This is a genomic window from Paenibacillus sp. FSL H7-0714, assembly GCF_038003765.1.
Taxonomy (GTDB): Bacteria; Bacillota; Bacilli; order Paenibacillales; family Paenibacillaceae; genus Paenibacillus_AQ.
Genome location: NZ_JBBOPT010000001.1, coordinates 2625415 through 2642539, shown reverse-complemented (window position 1 = coordinate 2642539; position 17125 = coordinate 2625415). Strand labels below are relative to the sequence as shown.

The 17125-nt window shown below is 42.3% G+C and carries 16 protein-coding genes and 2 pseudogenes; 4 read left to right on the top strand and 14 right to left on the bottom strand.

Annotated elements, in window-relative coordinates; translation table 11 throughout:
- Nucleotides 1-155: 155 nt before the first annotated feature.
- The 4 genes from NST34_RS11450 to NST34_RS11435 all read right to left on the bottom strand — a co-directional run bounded on the left by NST34_RS11450 (nt 156) and on the right by NST34_RS11435 (nt 4962).
- Complete coding sequence (locus NST34_RS11450) at nt 156-1850, bottom strand: methyl-accepting chemotaxis protein (protein ID WP_341127812.1); 1695 nt, start codon at nt 1848-1850, stop codon at nt 156-158.
- 164 nt (nt 1851-2014) lie between these two features.
- Nucleotides 2015-2713: a Crp/Fnr family transcriptional regulator gene (locus tag NST34_RS11445; protein WP_341060467.1), complete on the bottom strand. Its 699-nt coding sequence runs from the start codon at nt 2711-2713 to the stop codon at nt 2015-2017.
- A 200-nt stretch (nt 2714-2913) separates the two neighbouring features.
- Nucleotides 2914-3438 (bottom strand): hypothetical protein, encoded by a 525-nt coding sequence (locus tag NST34_RS11440; protein WP_076283012.1) that lies wholly within the window; start codon nt 3436-3438, stop codon nt 2914-2916.
- A gap of 24 nt (nt 3439-3462) precedes the next feature.
- The gene (locus tag NST34_RS11435; RefSeq protein ID WP_341127811.1) at nt 3463-4962 is read right to left on the bottom strand and encodes a DUF4153 domain-containing protein; all 1500 of its coding nucleotides are present in this window, start codon (nt 4960-4962) and stop codon (nt 3463-3465) included.
- A gap of 112 nt (nt 4963-5074) precedes the next feature.
- On the opposite strand from NST34_RS11435, the gene NST34_RS11430 reads away from it, so the two are divergent.
- The gene (locus tag NST34_RS11430; RefSeq protein ID WP_341127810.1) at nt 5075-6769 is read left to right on the top strand and encodes an ABC transporter substrate-binding protein; all 1695 of its coding nucleotides are present in this window, start codon (nt 5075-5077) and stop codon (nt 6767-6769) included.
- A gap of 28 nt (nt 6770-6797) precedes the next feature.
- Here NST34_RS11430 and NST34_RS11425 read toward each other — a convergent pair whose 3' ends face one another.
- The 6 genes from NST34_RS11425 to NST34_RS11400 form a co-directional block, all read right to left on the bottom strand.
- A complete protein-coding gene (locus tag NST34_RS11425) occupies nt 6798-7268 on the bottom strand; it encodes a DinB family protein (protein WP_341129533.1) in 471 nt (156 codons plus the stop codon).
- Between the two features lie 14 nt (nt 7269-7282).
- The gene (locus tag NST34_RS11420) at nt 7283-7726 is read right to left on the bottom strand and encodes a GNAT family N-acetyltransferase (RefSeq protein WP_076298429.1); all 444 of its coding nucleotides are present in this window, start codon (nt 7724-7726) and stop codon (nt 7283-7285) included.
- Nucleotides 7727-7778: 52 nt separating this feature from the next.
- Nucleotides 7779-8225: a hypothetical protein gene (locus NST34_RS11415; protein ID WP_149644093.1), complete on the bottom strand. Its 447-nt coding sequence runs from the start codon at nt 8223-8225 to the stop codon at nt 7779-7781.
- The gene (locus NST34_RS11410; RefSeq protein ID WP_341129532.1) at nt 8218-9300 is read right to left on the bottom strand and encodes a HAMP domain-containing sensor histidine kinase; all 1083 of its coding nucleotides are present in this window, start codon (nt 9298-9300) and stop codon (nt 8218-8220) included. The genes NST34_RS11415 and NST34_RS11410 overlap by 8 nt, the downstream gene beginning before the upstream one ends.
- A gap of 396 nt (nt 9301-9696) precedes the next feature.
- Nucleotides 9697-11115 (bottom strand): NAD-dependent malic enzyme, encoded by a 1419-nt coding sequence (locus tag NST34_RS11405; RefSeq protein ID WP_076298432.1) that lies wholly within the window; start codon nt 11113-11115, stop codon nt 9697-9699.
- A gap of 84 nt (nt 11116-11199) precedes the next feature.
- Nucleotides 11200-11700 carry a GNAT family N-acetyltransferase gene (locus NST34_RS11400; protein ID WP_076283019.1) on the bottom strand — a complete coding sequence of 167 codons (501 nt, stop codon included), beginning with the start codon at nt 11698-11700 and terminating at the stop codon, nt 11200-11202.
- 225 nt (nt 11701-11925) lie between these two features.
- On the opposite strand from NST34_RS11400, the gene NST34_RS11395 reads away from it, so the two are divergent.
- Nucleotides 11926-12921, top strand: coding sequence for an acrylyl-CoA reductase family protein (locus NST34_RS11395; RefSeq protein WP_341125528.1), 996 nt, complete (start codon nt 11926-11928; stop codon nt 12919-12921).
- Nucleotides 12922-13241: 320 nt separating this feature from the next.
- Here the strand turns inward: NST34_RS11395 and NST34_RS11390 are convergent.
- Nucleotides 13242-13829, bottom strand: a pseudogene (locus tag NST34_RS11390) (cupin domain-containing protein); the annotation flags it as partial.
- Nucleotides 13830-14001: 172 nt separating this feature from the next.
- On the opposite strand from NST34_RS11390, the gene NST34_RS11385 reads away from it, so the two are divergent.
- Entirely contained in the window at nt 14002-14859 is an 858-nt protein-coding gene (locus tag NST34_RS11385; protein WP_341127809.1) for an alpha/beta hydrolase, read from the top strand.
- Between the two features lie 100 nt (nt 14860-14959).
- Here the strand turns inward: NST34_RS11385 and NST34_RS11380 are convergent, their stop codons facing one another.
- Nucleotides 14960-15454 carry a hypothetical protein gene (locus NST34_RS11380; protein WP_149644088.1) on the bottom strand — a complete coding sequence of 165 codons (495 nt, stop codon included), beginning with the start codon at nt 15452-15454 and terminating at the stop codon, nt 14960-14962.
- An 82-nt stretch (nt 15455-15536) separates the two neighbouring features.
- Here NST34_RS11380 and NST34_RS32110 point away from each other — a divergent pair.
- A pseudogene (locus tag NST34_RS32110) lies at nt 15537-15584 on the top strand (excalibur calcium-binding domain-containing protein); the annotation flags it as partial.
- A gap of 7 nt (nt 15585-15591) precedes the next feature.
- Here NST34_RS32110 and NST34_RS11375 read toward each other — a convergent pair.
- Complete coding sequence (locus tag NST34_RS11375) at nt 15592-16350, bottom strand: ABC transporter permease (protein WP_341127808.1); 759 nt, start codon at nt 16348-16350, stop codon at nt 15592-15594.
- Nucleotides 16347-17096: an ABC transporter ATP-binding protein gene (locus NST34_RS11370; protein ID WP_341127807.1), complete on the bottom strand. Its 750-nt coding sequence runs from the start codon at nt 17094-17096 to the stop codon at nt 16347-16349. Before NST34_RS11370 ends, NST34_RS11375 begins: the two co-directional genes overlap by 4 nt.
- Nucleotides 17097-17125 lie beyond the last annotated feature (29 nt).

Sequence of the window (17125 nt, the reverse complement as noted above, 5' to 3'; positions counted from 1 at the left end):
ACAAACTAACTAATAATGGTAATAATATAAGTTATAGGCAGGTGGACGTCGATGGCAATTTCTATGCTTAGTATGTGGGATATTACGTTCAACCAAATAAAAAAAGAAAGCTCCAGAGAGCACTGGGATTCCCCCTCAACTCTCCGAAGCTCGCCTTATATATTAAATCTAGCTACCAGCCCCTGTAGTCCATGAGCCATTAAGTTTAGTTCACTTGCAGAGGAAGCAATTTGTTCCACCGAAGCCCTTTGCTCTTGTGAGGCTGCCGACACATGTTGTGTACTCGCTGCAGTCGTTTCTGCAATTGTCGTAACACTTCGAAGCGATTCCACAATCTCTTCCGTAGCCGCTGTGATCTCTTCCACAGCTCCGGATACTTCCTGAACCTGCTCGGCTAGTGAATCTATAGATAACCGAATCTCACCAAAGGAACGTCCAGCCTGCTGAATAATCTCCGTGCCTCCCCTTACTTCACTCATACTACTCATCATGACTTTCATCGCATTATCTGCTTCACTTTGAATCCCGCTCGCCATTTCCGCAATTTGATTAGCGGATTCTGCGGATTGCTCTGCCAGCTTACGAACCTGGTCGGCAACTACAGCGAAGCCTCTCCCTTGCTTACCCGCGCGGGCTGCCTCAATTGTCGCATTTAACGCCAGCATATTTGTCTGCGAAGCAATCCCTTTTATAACTCCTACAACACTGCCAATTTCCTGTGATCGATTCACAAAGCCTTGGACTTGCTGTGACAAAGAATGTATAGATCGATTAATGGATTCCACCTGCTGCCCTGCTGCCTGAAGTGATTCATCTCCGGCAATAGCAAATGACGCAGAGCGATGCGAGGCTTCAGAAATATCCTGAACACTAGAGGCAATTTGACCGATTCCAATCGATATTTCTGAAATTGTTATTGTATTGGTCTGTAGATCATTCATCTGTTTAGCAGTTCCCGAAGCTACTTCACCCATAATATCCGATATTCGTTCTGTCGCACCTGCTGTCACTCCACTATCCGAGGTAAGATTTGTAGAGGAATTCGCGAGACTATTCGCCGATAGCTTCACTTGTTCAATCATCAAGCCCAAATTTTCTGTCATTTTATTAAAATTAAACGCCAGTTCACCAATCTCATCTTTTGACCGGACGTTTAGCTTGCGAGTAAGATCGGCATCTCCATCTGCAATCTCCTTCAGCTGTGTGTTCACATCACGAAGTGGTTTAATAATTCGTCCAGATATTAATAGTGCAAGAATTAGGGCAAGAACAACCGATAATCCGGTCACACCAAAGCTAGTAATCATAGCGTTATTACGATGGGCTTCTGCTTGACTCTGCCCGTTCTGTATTTCCTCCATGAGCATGCTCTGGAATACAATCAGAGATTCAATCATTGAATCTAAAGATAAATTGGTAAACTTCTTCTGCGCTTCCGGGAAGTTTCCGTCCTTGGCTATGGCGAAGGCTTCCTTCAAAACGATCAAATAATCATTCCATTTCCCCTTCAGCTCCGTTACACCCTTTAGTTCTTCTTCACTTAATCTAACACTCTCCAGCTCCTTGATGGCATTCTCAATCAATGGGAGCGTCTCTTCGTACTTAGAAAGATATGATTTCCGCTCAGCCTCTGTGTTGCTCATCACATAACGAGCCCCTAGCTCATCTGCCGTACGAATTTTATCCGTTAATCCCTGTACAAGCGACAGTTTGTTCCAATTGCGATTGACCTGATCCGTCAGCATCGTAGCCTTTCCTTGAAACCATGTGTTTCCTGCTATTGCCACTAGAAAGACCACAATCACAGCAGTAAATCCCAATATCATTTTTCCGCGGATATTTCTGAACATCGTTGTTCCTCATCTCTATATGTATAGTAGGTTTCTAATTGGTACTTTTATCCTACTATTGTTCCCTTAAGCTTCTCTGAAATTGAACTGAATGTTCGCTTAAAAAAACAAAAAGACCTCTACGTCCGGCCCAAGGCTGGAACTAATGGTCTTTAGAGATCTTTTTATTCGTATAAATTTCCGTTTGCCAGCTCCGCCAGCTTCCCTTCATCCAGTACGCTTAAGCGTCCACGATTTCTTGCAATAATTCCTTCATCAATAAAACGACGCACGATCCGGTTAAGATGCCGATAACTTGTACCTAACAACTCTGCTGTCTCTATAAGGCTAGAGGTCCGAATCTCCTCCACACGTCGGTCACCGTTTTTATCGGCGAATAAAGACATCAAATAGCTGGCAAATCGATTCTCGACCGGATACAACAGGTTAAGTGCGGAGGCTTGACCGAGCGTATGCAATTTGTGACTAAGTTCCCCTACGAGAAAACGTAACAAAGCTGTATTTTCCTCAAGCTCTCTCAGCAGTAATCTTCTCCCGGCAAAAAGAATTAAGCTCTCACCCACAGACTCCACTTGATTCTTGACAGGAAAGCGATGAAGCAGCTCCACATCCCCAATCACTGATATCGGATTTGTAAACCGCACCAGCATAGATTTGCCGTTCGGCAGCAGTGTCTGAATTTTGAGCTTGCCCTCAACCAATATGAACATCCCATCCAACTGATCGCCAACCAAACACAGCTTCTCTTCATCCGTATAACGTCTCAATTCCATTTTATATGTGACTAGCGGGCTAAAAATTCCGTCCAGACCGTTCTTCACTGCCAAGGCACGGACAGCTTCACGGTCATTTATCGTTTGCATGTGGTGCCCCCCTCTATTGTTTGCTCAAATAAGTGTAATTTAGAATACCCCACAAAAAAAGGACATATGTCCTTTTTAATAATATAAGAAAGTATAAGTTTCACACAATACTATATTTCTTATATTTCTCGCTTAACCGCTTACCGACCTTGTAAAGGAAGCCGAAGGCGTTTATGCTTGTAAGGAAATCCCAAAACATCTTACATCACAACAGAGTCCACACTATATCGGATCATATTCACTTTCTGATCTTGTAACCAAAATTCTAAATTCCGATGATTGATTTTATCCACATACCCGATAATATCAGCCCCTTGTTCCCCTCTTTTATAATAAGAAGAGCCATAAGCTTCAATCACATCATCTGTAGAAGACCCCACGTGAATACCTCTGGCAGTACTCATCTTCAGATCGGAATAGACGCTAATTAGAATGATTTTATCGTCACCACGCGCTGTGGCTACTGTTGTTTCGTTGTCCAAATGATAATATTGATACCGTTCAATATCGTCACGTGGTTTAGGTGCCTGGATGAGCGATTCGAGACTCTGAAGCAGCTGGATGTCTCCAAGACGTTCCTGCTCTAAATTGCTGCTGGATACATGAGAGTAATGACTTTGTCTTGGGGCATTGTATAAATAAATATGATAGATCCCATAACTTAAACCTACCGTAATAAAAATGATGATAAATAACCAGCCGTTACTAAATGGCTTTTTTCTCACTTTCCTCACACCTTCTTCTAACCTTTACTGTGCAAAATACTTCTCCAGCTCACGCTGCGCCTGATATTCCGGGAAATTAAAGGACTGCCACTTCCGCTCTCGCTGAGCACCGTCCCACCATTTGTTTTTCAAAAATTGATCTAGCATCCCGTCTTCCTTACGACTGAACTTAATCAGAGAAGGGATGACTTCCGGTGACAGACCAACCAAATAATCTGCATCCAGCTTACCACTCACCTCATAACGCTCCATATTCTTATTAGCTATAATGACATCCATACCTATATAGTTCATAACAACATAAGAGGTCAGACCTAGCACAATATAACATTTAGCCAACGGCAAACGGGGCACTACAATCCGTACAGCTGCAAGAATCAACAGCAAACCCATAAATATCATAAATGCATGAACTAGGAAACGAATCGTAGTATATCCATACGCCTCTTCATATAGGGTTAGTCTAGTATAGGCAGAATACAACATGACAGTTGAACAGCCAACTAAGATATACAGCATAATATTAATGACTTTTTGGAGCAGTCCGCCCCTCTTTCCTTCTGATCCCAATGCCAGCATTAGAATCACGAAATTAATCGCGGTCACCATAATTAACTCGAAGAATCCACTACGAGCGTAATCAGCATAGGAACTACCCTCTGGTAACATCCCTTCCCAAGCTCCAAACAAGTAAGAAAATTGGACGATTACGAACAGAACATATACCGTGTTAATAGCTATAAGAATTGTCGTCATAATTACTGGATCAACCTTAAAGGTCACAGGCGCCTGTACAGGTCCATACTCCCTTGGTTGCACATTCCAGTCATAGACCTTCGAATCTACAAAGCCCCATACTAAGCCGAACAATCCCATGCCTATCAGGAGTACCCATAACGTCCGCACAATAATTTCACCAAATGAAATTCGATCCAGCATATTTGGCAGCCATATTAGCACATGATGAAACACACCATCGGCCGAGGCCAGCAGGGTAATCACAACAAGCAGTATCGGTAAAGAGATCGCAAGTCCTGTAAACACTTTCCCCAGCACTTGCTTGCGTCCATCCTTCACCTTACTATCACTGCTACTTTTGACGTCCTTGAACACAGTACCCCAGTGGCGAAAGTTCTGGGGAAGCAAATGCTCTAGTGTATCCCAAAGTATTCTGAATTGACTCCAAGAGGGGCGTTTATCACTTAGCAAATAAGTCATATGTAATAAAATCAGCACAGGGATTACTAATAGGTTCAACCCAAAGTAGAAAAGATTATGAAACAACACATAGGTCATCGAGAGTAGAAAAATCGCTCCAAACCAGAAATAACTGAGTTTGGTCAGTTTGCGCATTTTAGACTTAGCGTAATAAAGCATATAAACATAAAACAGACAAACGAAGATAGGATAAGAAACACCTGGCAACTTTCCGTAGAACAACAACTGATGAACAATCGCCAGTAAGAAGGCAACAATTAAAGCGGCAAGTGATCGATTAAGCTTAAGCTCCGTTTCATCGGTCATGGTAAACACCCCCATATTCTTACTTTCTTATCCTTATTCTAAGTGATAAAATAAGAAAAAAAAGAGAAAGAATTTTTTAATAATTTCCTATTTTCTGAAAGGGACTTAAACCATGAAGCTGCATAGCCAATATTTAAAGCTGCACTCACAGTTTGGGGGAGTCACAGAAATCTCAGTTACGATGGATGAGCTAGCCTTGACCTTCGGATGTACACACCGCAATGCCATGCATATTGTGAATAAAATGATGCAGCTGGAATGGGTCCAATGGACGCCGAAGCGCGGACGTGGAAGTCGTTCCTTATTACAGTTCCTTGTCCCTTCCGAAGAAATTGCGCTTCAATCCATGATGCAGGCTATCAGCCGTAAAGATGTTCACAAAGCTATTGATGGCATCAAAACCCATGCCAGCTCTTCCTCGCTGCAAAATACCTTACAAGGCTGGCTGCTGACCTATTTTGGTCATCATTCCGAAATCCGTAGTGACAAACAGATTGATACCCTGCGGCTTCCCATCACCCAGCAGCTACATACCTTCGACCCGCTTCATATGAATCTATTGGCAGAGTCTTTTGTTTCCAGTCATGTCTTCGACGGATTAGTGAGACGCAGCGGGGAACGGGATAAGATTGTGCCTAGTCTAGCTCATGCCTGGGAAGTGGATGAGAGCCGTACGATTTGGACTTTTTTTCTTCGCAAAGAAGTGCTGTTCCATCATGGAAAAGTACTGACGGCAAAAGATGTAGTCTATTCCTTGGGACGGCTGATACAAACCTCAAAGCGGACACTCTATAGCTATATTTTCAAAGAAATCCAGCAAGTTACCGCACTAAACCCATCCACCGTTCAAATTACACTTAAACAGCCCAATGAGCTATTCCTCCCTTTCTTGTGTACGAGTAGAGCGGCAATTGTTCCGCGTGATTTAGAAGGAATGGACGAACCTAGCTTTGGCCGCAGACCTGTGGGGACAGGACCATTTAAGGTTGTGGACATGAATGAGGACACTTGTGTGCTGGAGGTTTTTCCTTATTATTTTCTAGGAAGAGCTCATTTAGATCGAGTCGAAATAATGTATGTTCCGTGGGATACTGCGTCCGATTCCTCAGATACTGGGTCGGCTTTTCATGTGATTCAGAATCCTTCATCCAACAATTCTTCTTCTTGGAGTCGGATTCATTCAGAGTCCTACATCCGTAAATTTGTTACCTGCAACACACAAAAAAAAGGACCGCTTAGCGACCCCCTTCTTCGGGCAAAGATCGTATCCTGTTTAAAAGAAGAGTCATCATCTGTAACGCATAAGTCAATGGAAGACTATGAGGTCACCTTGCAAATAACTACCATTCCGCAATATGCTAACGATGCTGAATGTATTGCTGCTAAACTAGAGCGTCAAGGTTATCCGTGTACGGTTGTTTCCGTGTCTCCAGAGGAGTTCAAGGGCCCAATTCGACTGGAGTCCGACCTGATTGTTTTTTCATTATTTCGTGACGAGGATGAACAGCTTCGTTTATTTGATCTATATCTCACGCTTTCCCAGCATATAGAACCGCATACTCGTGCGGATATTGAAGGCTGGCTCTATACCATTGCACGAGAACCTAACCCTGAGGCTAGATCTGAGAGCTTTAGTATGATCGAAAACCGTCTTCTTGAGGAACATCATCTGCACATCTTGTATGAAAAACCCACCCAAACTGCTTATCTCCCCTCGGTCCGAGGTGTAAGCTTCAATAGTCAGGGCTGGGTTGATCTTCGTCATTTGTGGTTCCCGCCGCTGATCTCCAGCGACAGTACTTCATGATATACGCAATGCCCAGTCGATTGCAGAATCATTGGAGCCCTTTTCCAATCAAATTGGCAGAAACCGGCTCCTTCCCGATTTCCCTTGCCCAAACGGACAACTGTCCGACATGATGAATTTCATGAGCGATCACATGGCGCATCACTTCACCCCAAGTATCTGTCACGATCCGGCCATCCGCCAGGTGATCCTCAAACATATTCTGCTCCAAACCCGCATGCCAAGAAAGTACAAAGGGCTCTACATCGGGCCGGAATTTCGCATCCAGTTCTCTTACCTGCTGCAAAGACTTGTAATGTTCGAAATCCTCCTGAAAATCCGGTTTACCTTGCAACACTTGAATCCAGCTCCACTCCACATCAACAATATGAAAGAGAGTCTTCAATATGCTGCCTACACCACCAGTACGTACCCCAAGCAACTCTTCTTCAGAAATACTCTCACACCATTCGTACCATTGTTCACGAACCATCCAGTTATATTGAAAGAATGTTTGCAGATCAAGGCCTCCTTTTAATGGGAACTTAGATATTTTCGGTATCCTTCTACCTTCTCATCTCTATACCCTAACGATTCATAAAAAATATGCGCTTCCTTACGTTTCTCTCCAGAGACTAAAATGATATAAAAGCAGTCTTTCTCCTGAGCTATTTCTTCAATGGCGAGCATCAGTTTTTTGCCCACACCTTGACGACGGGCACGCGATGAAACTACCACATTCTCAATCACCATAAACGGTTTGCAATCTCCTATTAGATCATGACAAATGATACCCATCAAAGACCCCATCAACTCCCCGTCCACAAAAGCGCCCAACAATATGTACCGACGATCTGTCTTAATTACTTTAAATACTTGTTCCATTTTATTAAGATCAGAAGGTTGATTCATCAGCTCCTGATATAAATCACCAAGTTCATGGAGAGACTCCAATTCTATTTCTTTAATAACGACCATAAATGTTCAACCTGCTTTCTTTAATTTAAGAATCTTTCTCATACATGCTCCACTATTTACGAACCTTCAGTTCAAATTCATCCTTCTGCCCATCCCACTCTACAACAACCTTAATAATCGAGTCCTCGTGTTCAAACGCCCCGCTTCCAGCTCTTTCGGACTTCAGCTCACTTTTTCTTACTCCCTCGACATCTTCTAAGGTTTTACTTCCTCCACCTGATCTTCCCTTGAAGCTATATTTAAAAGAATTAATCTTATCAAGATCCGTTTGTTCACCTTTATATTTAAGCTCAAATGTAGATTGCTGCGAGGTTTCATAATCTGGTCTCTCACCCTTTTTATCGATGAACTTCTCCGTTGCCTTTTGAACATATTCAGCCGACCATACTTTTCCTTCACCTGTAAATGTGTAATTGTGTTTATAGGTAGTTGTATTGCAGGCAGCAAGAAGAACTATGATTATTCCAGACAGCATCAGTGCGGATAGCCTCTTAATCATTATAGATCCCTCCCGATTCTGATAAAAAGCGAATAGTAACTGTTGTCCCCTTACCTTTAGAGCTATTATAATAAATTTCCCCACCATATTTTTCTACAATATTAAAGCAAATCATTAACCCTAAACCGGTTCCATTACTTTTTAATGAATAAAAGGGCGTGCCCAGCGACTTAACCTCAGCCTCGGACATCCCACTTCCTTCATCGGTGATCATGATCTCGATAAAATTATTATTTCTATTTGCTATGACTGAGACGGATTTCCCTACATCCGAGGCTTCTAGCGCATTTTTTATAATATTAATGAGTAACTGTTTAAACTCAATTTTATTAATGGAAATAAAACAATCTTCCTCTACCTTTATATCGATTTGGTTATCAGATAGCATGGCATAGGAATGAAGCAGACCCGTAACACTTTGAAGGACATCCTTCACATCCACTTTCTCTAGTCTTTGATCTCCATTTGGTTTGGATAGGGTTAGAAATTGAGAGATAATCTGTTCTACTGTGTTTAATTCATCAATCATTAAGTTGAACTTACTTTTTTTAGAATCATCAAATGAATCGTCCTCTTTGAACAATTGCAAAAAACCTCTAACCACGGTTATAGGATTTCGAATTTCATGTGCAACAGCAGCTGTTAATTGTCCAACCATCTTTAACCGCTCGGATTGCTGTAATTGTTCATAATACAGTTGCTGCTTTTTCATCCGTTTAAATGATAGATGGAAAATGAAAAATAATAATGCTTGAACAGCTATTATATTTATAATGTTGCCTATAATGTCATGATGTAAGTAACTATATAATGCACCTTTATCAATGAAGATGACATAACTAAAAGTAATTACCATCAATATTCCATTTATAATAAAGGAAAAGTAGAACAATTTTAAATCGAAAAATAGTATAGAAAGTGCAGGAATTAGGCAAATCAAAATATAGGTGGTCCAAGTTTGAGGATATAAAAAGAAAAGCGTATAGAAGTAAGCAAATCCAAAAAGAATGATGATCTTTCTAAAGGTATATGTCTCATACTTAGGATAGATCCATAAACTAATGGATAGAATCATCACGCACAAAAATTGTACAATGTATCCAAAATTAATCCCTTTCAACTCTGTTGTAGACAGTATTAATCCAGATATCATAAGGGTAATGTTTAATAACATTACAATGTAATAGATTTTTCGATTCACCTGACTGTAAAACTCTTTCATGAATTCACCACTTCTATATTAATTTAACCCTTTTTTGGATACTACCCTCTCTAGAGGCAAAATTTAAGGGCACCCACTTGGATGCCCTTTCTACATCTCATACATTATTGTAATTATATCAGCCACTTTACTAAAATGGGAATAAATACTTTTAGCCCTAATTATGATACGCCTCTCAGTTATGTGTCAATGTATAAAAAAATAGACTGCTCTCTCACTAAGCAAAGCAGTCCATTTATAGTATCGCTTTTATTCCATATCCTTATCAATATCCTTAGGGATCCGGCGGGCTACGTCCGTTGCAATAGCTGCATGGATCACTGCCAGACGCACTAACTCTACCACTTTTTCGTTAAAAATACTTGGGATTACGTATTGCTCATTAACCTCATCCGGATGAACGACTGAAGCAATCGCTTTTGCCGCGGCCAGCTTCATTTCAAGGTTCACTGTTTTTGCTCTGCAATCCAGTGCGCCACGGAAAATACCCGGAAAACACAGCACATTGTTGATCTGATTCGGATAGTCACTTCTACCTGTCGCTAACACGCGAACAAAAGGCTCGGCCAATTCTGGTTCAATCTCCGGTGTCGGATTAGCCATTGCAAACACAATGTTATCGCTGGCCATACTCTTGAGATGATCGACGGATAGAATCCCACCACGTGACACCCCAATAAAGACATCTGCTCCCTGCATAACCTCCGTCAGTCCACCTTCAATACCTTCCGGGTTAGTTGCATCAGCAAGCTTCCGCCATTCCTGATTATCATACTGAAGATCTTTTCTAAGAACACCTTCACGATCTACCGCGTAGATTTTGCGAGCTCCTGCCGCCAGAAGCATATTACAGATGGACACACCAGCCGCACCTATACCCACAACGACAATTCGAACATCTTCGATAGATTTATTTACTACTTTAAGCGCATTCAAAAGACCTGCCAAAACTACAACAGATGTACCGTGCTGATCATCATGAAATACCGGAATATCCAGCTCTTCGGCAAGCCGACGTTCAATCTCGAAACAGCGCGGAGAACTGATATCTTCTAAGTTGATTCCCCCAAATCCAGGAGATACTGCTTTAACGATATTAATGATTTCATCTGAATCTTTAGTATTTAAGCATAGTGGAAAAGCATCGATGTTCGCTAATTGCTTAAACAGCATAGCCTTACCTTCCATAACAGGCATAGCCGCTTCCGGTCCAATATCCCCTAGTCCAAGCACAGCCGTTCCGTCTGTAACGACGGCTACTGTATTCCGCTTCATCGTCAAAGAATAGGCTTTGTTCGGATCTTCGGCAATCGCCGTACACACTCGGGCAACTCCCGGTGTATACACCAGCGATAAATCCTCCCGATTTTTGATAGGCATTTTAGGTGTGATTTCAATTTTTCCGCCAAGATGAGCTAGAAAAGTTCGATCTGATACATTAATTACTTTGACTCCTGGCATCTTCGATAGTATAGACATCATTTCTCCATTCGAGGCATCTTGCACGTTTATTGTTATATCTCGAGTTGTTACATCCTTACCTGCACGAATCACGTCAATAGCAACGATATCTCCACCTGCAGTGGCAATTCCTGAAGCAACATCACCAAAAGAAGCAACCGATTTCCGAATTTCGAGCCTGACAATCATCGTTGTTGCAATAGCCATGAATTAGCCTCTCTTTCTTCAACCCTAAGATTTCAAATACACTATACTATACCATTTAAACAAACTTTCTTCCTATTGAATAGATCACCTTAGTATTTTTCTTAAGATAGTATTCCCTTCGGCACCCGGACCAAATACATCAGGGATTGTAGCGACGGGCACAAAGCCGTTTTTACCGTAAAAAGCAATCACATCATAATCTTCTGCATAGGTCAGCATAAGTAAACAGTAAGCTCCCCTGCTCTTAACAACTTCTTCTACATGCTGTAGTAAAATACCTCCTATTCCTTTTCTGCGATGATCTTTACATACTCCAATATCTAGGACTTCGGCTCTTGCTCCAAGCGCGGGAATGCCAATCGGTGCCTCCTCATGCAGAACGGCAACAATACCAAAAGCATCGTCTTGTTCATTCTCATGATAGGCATAAAACAACGCCCCCCGCTGAAAATGTGATTGTATGCGACGTCTCAGCCACTGCTCATGGTTAGGATTGTTTCTATCCAGATGGATATGTTCAACCTCAGCTAAGAGTTCCAAATACGGTTCGATCTCATGTTCACGAATTAACTTTATAATAGACATTTCAACAATTCTCCCTTAAAAACAAGTTGTATACCAGCAGTCTGAACTTAACACGTCCACTGTACAAATAACATGGATAGTTCGATTATAATGTTACAATACACAACCAAAGAGTCCTACACTACGTCTAACTTGCGTTATATCATAGACAATGACGAGTTGACTGATCAGAATAAATATTATATACATGTCTTACCTATAACGTAGTTGAAGGAGCTTACACTTATGACAGAATCATTTCAAGCATTAGTTGTCGACAAAACAGAATCATTATTCTCCGTCGCTGTTAAGCCGGTTGCCTTAGAAGAACTACCCGCAGGAGAAGTTGTAATTAAGGTTGCATACTCCAGTGTGAATTATAAAGACGGATTAGCCAGTATCCCTAACGGAAAAATTGTAAGATCATACCCTTTTATTCCAGGCATCGACTTATCCGGTACTGTGGTGTCTTCTACAGACGAGCGGTTTCATGAAGGACAGCAAGTTATCGCTACAGGGTATGGTATGGGTGTATCTCACTTTGGAGGATATAGCGAATATACACGAATTCCTGCCGCTTGGATCACCCCACTTCCGGAAGGACTTACACTAAGAGAAGCTATGATTTATGGTACAGCTGGACTAACTGCAGCCTTGTCCATTCAAGCTCTGGAAGACAATGACTTAGCACCAGACAAAGGCAAAGTACTCGTAACGGGAGCGACCGGTGGTGTGGGTGGATCGGCTATCGCTATGCTAAGCACAAAAGGCTATAGCGTAGTGGCCAGCACAGGTAATACAGAAGCTAACGAATATTTGAAAACTCTTGGCGCGGAAGAAGTCATTTCACGCGAAGAGGTTACGGGCGGATCTAGCAAACCATTAGAAAAGCAACTATGGCAAGGTGCTGTAGATTCCGTTGGCGGAAACTCACTTGCGTCGATTTTGAGTAAAATCTCCTACAGAGGTTCTGTTGCTGCAAGCGGCCTGACCGGTGGCACTTCTGTTCCAACTACCGTCCTTCCCTTTATTCTTCGGGGGGTTAACCTGCTCGGTATTGATTCCGTAGAGTGTCCTGCTGAGCTACGCGAAAAGGTGTGGACACGGATGGCGACTGATTTGAAGCCTGCACAGCTTGAGAACCTTGTAGATCGTGAAGTAACCTTGAATGAACTGCCACAAGCATTGGAAGATATTCTGCAAGGAAACACACGAGGCAGAGTGCTTGTCCGTTTATCTTAAGCCCTAACAAGAAAACCTCCCGGGAGACTTAATCTCGGGAGGTTTTCTTGTTAGGACTCTTGATTATTTGAATATTGATAATTCGGCTGTTGTTGTACATAAGGCTGTTGGCGATAGTGCTGTTCATAGCCTTGAGTGTAGTATCCTTGCATTGGGTAAGGCTGATAATTAAATGCTTGCGTCGCTGGAGGCATTTGTGAAGCTATAGGAATGGGCTGAGCTTGCATATGAGCATATGGCTGCATGTTTGGATGCATGTTAGGTTGCATATTTGGTTTCATATTTGCATGCATATTCATATTAGGAGCCATATTTGGTGCCATATTTGGTGCCATATTCGGGGCCATATTATTGACTCCCTTTACTTTATCTTCCTCACAGCAGTCGGCAGGTGGGCCGATAAAGGTGCCAGGTTTAATAGGAGCTAACGCTTCCTTTACCAATGCTTCATTCAAACAGTAAGTATGGGCCAATACATTTGCCGGAGTTTTGCTCAAAATATCCGAGCCTAAGATAACCTCAGGAATAGGTGCGTCAAAAATGGCAAGCAGATGTGTATTATCGACAGTAGCTACTTCATAATGCCACCAGCCTTGCGGCACATTCGCCACTTGACCTGGACATATTGGGAAATGAAGAAGTTCATTTGTAAACGGATTGAGTATAGACACTACTGCTGAACCGCAGATACAATAGACAAGCTCTGCCGCATTTTGATGATAATGAGGCTCCACCACATTCGATTTGCTAAGAAAAATATCAAGGAGTGAGGTATTCTCCAGTGTGTTCAACTGCTTAACCGACAGTAAATTAATGTAGTTGTTGGCATCCTTTTTAAAGAGAGTATTAGTGTTCACATCAAAAGTAAATTGTGTATTAGGGGATGTATAATCCATGTATGAAGTCACTGTTTATTCCTACCCTTCTGTTCCCGTAAATTTTTGATTTCCTAGAACAACATATGCGTTTGCCTATGCCTAGGTGCCGGAGATTCACTGACTCCAATAAAAATTCATCTTTCTCTGTCAATCGGGGCATCCTCTATAATGTTAAATTCTCACACTATACAGGAGGCAAAGTATGAAATCGATTCACATTAAAATAGTATTAGCGTTATGTATCTCTATCTTCACCATTATGGGGTTGCAGCCTTTGAATCAACACTCCACGGTTGCAGCCGCTAACCACAAATCCTCTTCTAAACAGACTCCATTAACCTTTGTTCTGATTCATGGGTCTTGGGCTACTGCAGGTTTTTGGGATGAAACAGCCGCTGAGCTTCGTAAGTTAGGGCACACCGTCTACACACCGGAATATGCAGGACATGGCGCGGATAAGAATAATAATGTAACACATGAGCAAATCACAAAGTCCGTTGTCGACTATATTAAACAAAAAGACTTGAAGGATTTTATTCTGCTCGGACATAGCTTCGGCGGATCAGTCATTCAAACAGTTTCCCAGCAAGTACCTGATCGGATCAAACGGATCGTGTTCTTTGATGCCTTCGCGCCGCTTGACGGGCAAAGTGTGGCAGATCAATTTCCTGCTGAGTCACTTAAATCCTTTGAACAGCTAAGAGACGCTTCCGGTAATAACACCATCACGCTCCCTTTCCCGCTCTTCCGGGATACCTTCGTCAACACTGCCAGTCTTGCGCAAGCACAAGCCTTTTATAAACAAGCTCCGCCTGAACCAGCTACCCCACTGTTTGAAAAGCTGGATCTCAAGAAATTCTACAGTCTCCAAATCCCTAAAAGTTATCTTTATCTGACGGAAGACACGGCTATCCCACAAGGTCCATATGGGTTTCACCCGACTCAATCCAGTCATTTGGGCGTTTTCCGCTTCATCGAGGGCAAAGGTGATCATATGACCACTGTCCGAACCGAGCCAAAAATGATGGCGGAATTGATGGTCAAGGCGGGTAGAGATTAGTCGCGTAATAGCGAAAAATGCATTCAGTCAGTAAAAAAGAGCAAGCGTACGGGAATGTTCCCTACTATGCTTGCTCTTTTTACAATTCTCCGCATGTCATTTAAGGATTCGGCTTCACTCCGGTAATCACCCAGCTATTATGATCTTTAACAAGTGAGATCGTCAGTAGCATGGATGGTTCCGGACCATTTGAAGTCGCGGAATCTATGCGCATTTCTATGACCTCTGAATTCGGGTTAATTACTGTTTCTTTAGTAACCTCGTACTTTGTAATCCACGGACTGGATACGCCCGTTACCCAATTCAGTTCAACAAACTGCGGATACATAACCTTTTTGAGTTCCTTGGAAAAGATCGAATATTGAATTGACGCATTCCGGTGCTGCAAACCGAACCCGTATAGCTCAGCCGCTTGAAACGCAGAAGGCAATATGATTCGTTTAGACTCGGGAGCTGGCAAAGGCATGGCTGAGAGCAGCTTTCCATTAGACTGAATCACCGTTCCGTTATCAGGTGCACCTATTGCGATTCCTGGCAGAAGCAATACGCCTGCGATCAGAGTAGCCGCCAATTTCTTTTTACTAATCAGAATCACCTCATAGAAAGCTTTTTCACCTCATGTGAATTGAATTCTAATTATTCCCCGTTATCGCTAACTTTTATGTAACCAAAATGCCAACAAAAAAAGCGACCGTGACAATAACGGAATCGCTTGTGAGAAATAGAAATCTATTATCGTTCTACCGATTGTTTAAGCCGTTGATCAGGCGTGAAAAAGAGTCGGTAGCTCAGTACACTTAGCAGTATACTTGTTATGGCCGCAGAGGCGGTGAATGAGAACACAATCAGAATCTGGTAGCGAACAGCGATTACCGGATCAGCGCCTGCTATAATCATCCCCGTCATCATACCTGGAAGCTGGACAAGTCCTACTGTCTTCATTCCGTCGATGGTAGGGATCATGCTGAATTTCACAGATCTTTTTCTAACTTCATGGATCGCTTGTGGAACCGTTGCACCGAGTGACAGCAGGGTCTCGATTTCACCTTTGCTCTGCTGTATTTCGTGCTTGATATGGTTAATGAACAAACCCGAGACAACCATAGCGCTACCAATGGTCATGCCACTAATGGGAATGATATATTGTGGGGTCGCCTCAATAATATGTAAGCCGAGCAGAATCCCCATCATAAGGAGCTCCATAGTAGCGATCGCAAGTCCAATTCTCCAGACTAATCCACGTAGACCTAATCCTCTTTTCGCTGCATTCCATGCGGCTACACTTATCATGAAGATTATTATCAAAATAACATAGATCATCTGATCGGTTTTAAAAATAAATTGCAATACATATCCGACCGCAAGCAATTGAATTGCCGACCTTATCGTGCCTACAATAATATCTTTTTCTAGTCCGAGCTTTTGCCATACCGAGACCAACATCGTCCCTAGCACAAACAGAAGCGTGAAACTCAGTGCAGTATAACTCATAAGAATAACGCTCCTTCTAACGGTCGAATAAATCTTTTTGCCAAGTCTTCCGCAGATTCAGCAAAAAAAGATTCACTCAAGTGTTGTTCCAGCTTACCATTCCCCATAAACCATGTAGTAGTGCTTATTCGGCTAGCCTGCTTAAGGTCATGGGTCACCCAAATCATTGAAGTCCCTTCTTCTTTATGCCACTGTTCTAGTAGATCCTCTACCCTTTGAGTGCTGTCAATGTCTAGTGATGCAGTGATTTCATCGAGCAGTAGAACAATAGGTCGTAGCAGCAATGACCGAATCAGGGATATCCGCTGCTTTTCACCGCCAGAGCAATCTGCTGCTTTTTTACTTAAATCCAATTGTTCCAACCCTAGTTGTTCCAATAACCGCTGAACTAATTTATGGTCATATGGTCTGTCATGCAGCTTGCTGACGGTTCTTAGGTTATCCTCCACACTGCCAGGCAACATAACCGCTTGTTGAGCCACAAACCCGATTTTCATTCTCCACAGCCTTGAATCCATATTTTTGAATGAAGTGCCCTTGATAAGCATATCCCCTTCATCTGGAGCATCCAGCAGAGCCATTATTCTAAGTAGTGTGCTTTTACCTTGACCCGAGGCACCGATCAGAGCGATTCGGTCCGATTCAGATATTTCAGCGGAGATGTCAGAGAATAGATATTTCAAAGCTTGTTCGCTGCTTTTCCAGTTCAATTTTGCAAGTCTTTGAATTTCAAAAATACTGCTCAATGCTTTACCTCCTATTGCCAATCGAAAAA